The sequence below is a fragment of the Microbacterium sp. genome (assembly GCF_035277845.1).
Lineage (GTDB): Bacteria > Actinomycetota > Actinomycetes > Actinomycetales > Microbacteriaceae > Microbacterium.
In genome coordinates, this window is sequence record NZ_DATEJS010000367.1 from 1 (window position 1) to 2,015 (window position 2,015).

General features: G+C 71.1%; 1 protein-coding gene and 2 pseudogenes. 2 read left to right on the forward strand and 1 reads right to left on the reverse strand.

The window, feature by feature from the left end:
• A pseudogene (locus tag VJR25_RS16345) lies at positions 1 to 561 on the reverse strand (MFS transporter); the annotation flags it as partial.
• A 102-nt stretch (positions 562 to 663) separates the two neighbouring features.
• Here VJR25_RS16345 and purU point away from each other — a divergent pair.
• Positions 664 to 1,536 (forward strand): formyltetrahydrofolate deformylase, encoded by an 873-nt coding sequence (gene purU, locus VJR25_RS16350; protein ID WP_324116951.1) that lies wholly within the window; start codon positions 664 to 666, stop codon positions 1,534 to 1,536.
• 89 nt (positions 1,537 to 1,625) lie between these two features.
• Positions 1,626 to 2,015, forward strand: a pseudogene (locus VJR25_RS16355) (DUF2520 domain-containing protein); the annotation flags it as partial.

The following is a 2,015-nucleotide window of genomic DNA, read 5'->3' on the forward strand; positions in this document are numbered from 1 at the left end:
CACCAGCCAGACCGCGAGGGCCGCCTGCCAGCCGAGCACCGCGGCGGCCGGTGCGGTCGAGATCGTCGCCGCGAACGTGCCGAACGTCATCGACGAGGTGAACACGCCGGTCATGGTGTGCGCGCGCCGGCCGCGGTACTCGCGAGCGATGAGGGTGGGGACGACGATGTTGCCGATGGTCACGAAGGCGCCGATGATCGCCGTGCCGATCATCAGCAGCGCCAGTCCGCCGAGCGAGCGGACGATCGTGCCGACGACGATGCCGACCATGCTGAGGCTGAAGGCGAAGTCCGCGCCCCCGCGGCGGATCACCCAGATCGCGAGCGGCGAGCACAGCGCGAAGCACAGCACGGGGATGCTCGTGAGCAGCCCCACCACGGCCGATCCGATCCCGAGGTCGTGCTCGATGACATGCGCGAGGGGCGCGACCGAGAGGATCGGGGCGCGGAGCTCGGCGGCGCCGAAGACGACCACGAGGGTCAGCACCGCGAGCGGCAGCGGCTTCAGCAGCCGGGATGCCCCCGACTTCTGATCAGGAGAGGGAAGATCGGGAGCAGACATGTCGTACCCACGCTACGGCATGCACCTCGACGGACGCGGCCGGTTACGCCTGCCGACCCTGTCGACGGGCACTGCCGGCACGGCGCCTGGCAGAATCGACCCATGCCCGTGAACACCCAGTCCGACCACGCCTGCCTGATCGTCCACGGGTCGGACAAGCCCGGAATCATCGCGGCCCTGTCGGCGCTCATCGCGCGCAACGACGGGAACATCGTCACGTTCGACCAGTACTCCGACGACGCCCAGGGCGGCGCCTACTTCTGCCGCGTGGTGTTCCACCGGCCGAACTTCGCGGTCGCCGTGCCCGACATCGAGGCCGACCTGGCCCGCACGCTCGGCGAGGAGTTCGACCTCAGCTGGTCGCTGGCCGACCGGTCGGTGCCCAAGCGCATGGCGATCCTGGCATCCAAGCAGGATCACTGCCTGCTCGACCTGCTCTGGCGCCACCGGCGCGGAGACCTGCCGGTCAGCATCCCCATGGTGATCTCCAACCACACCACGTCCGCCGACGACGTGCGCTCGTTCGGGGTGCCCTTCTTCCACGTGCCCTCGACGCCCGGTCCGGACAAGTCCGAGTCCGAGGCGAAGCTGCTGGAGCTGCTCGCCGGCAACGTCGACTTCATCGTGCTGGCGCGGTACATGCAGATCCTGTCGCCCGAGTTCCTGGATGCCGTCGGGGTGCCCGTCATCAACATCCACCACTCGTTCCTGCCCGCCTTCATCGGCGCGGAGCCGTACAAGAAGGCCAAGGAGCGCGGCGTCAAGCTCATCGGCGCGACGTCCCACTACGTGACCGGCGATCTCGACGAGGGCCCGATCATCGAGCAGGACACCATCCGGGTGACGCACGCCGAGTCGGCCGCCGAACTCGCCCGCCGCGGCGCCGACGTGGAGCGCCAGGTGCTCTCCCGCGCCGTGCTCTGGCACGCGGAGGATCGCGTCATCCGCCACGGCAACCACACGATCGTGTTCTGAGGGCGACGCTCCCCATGGCACCCCTCCCGCAGCTTCATCCCCCGACCGTCGCGTCTGCGAGCGTCGTCGGGCGTGGCCGCCTCGGCCCCGTGATCGCACGCGCCCTGCGCGCGGCGGGAATCGACGTGCACGGTCCGACCGGTCGCGGGGAGCCCGTCGCCCCGGCCGACGTCGTGGTGCTGTGCGTGCCGGATGCCGCGATCGCCGTGGCGGCCCACGCAGCCCGGGAAGCCCTCGGACCGGGGGTGCTCATCGGCCACACGTCCGGCGCGACGCCGATCGCCCGAACGGGCGTGGACTTCGGTCTGCACCCGCTGCAGACCTTCGTCGGCGACGAGCCTCCCGAGGTGTTCCACGGCATCGGGTTCGGCATCGCCGGCGCCACCCCCGCCGCACTCGCGGTCGCCGGCGAGCTCGCCGCGCGGCTCGGCGGCCGCGCCGTGCCGATCTCCGACGAGCAGCGCGCCGCGTACCACGCC

Bases quoted from the DNA above. Each gene is read 5' to 3' on its own strand.
- purU (WP_324116951.1), top strand. From the start codon at position 664: ATGCCCGTGAACACCCAGTCCGACCACGCCTGCCTGATCGTCCACGGG.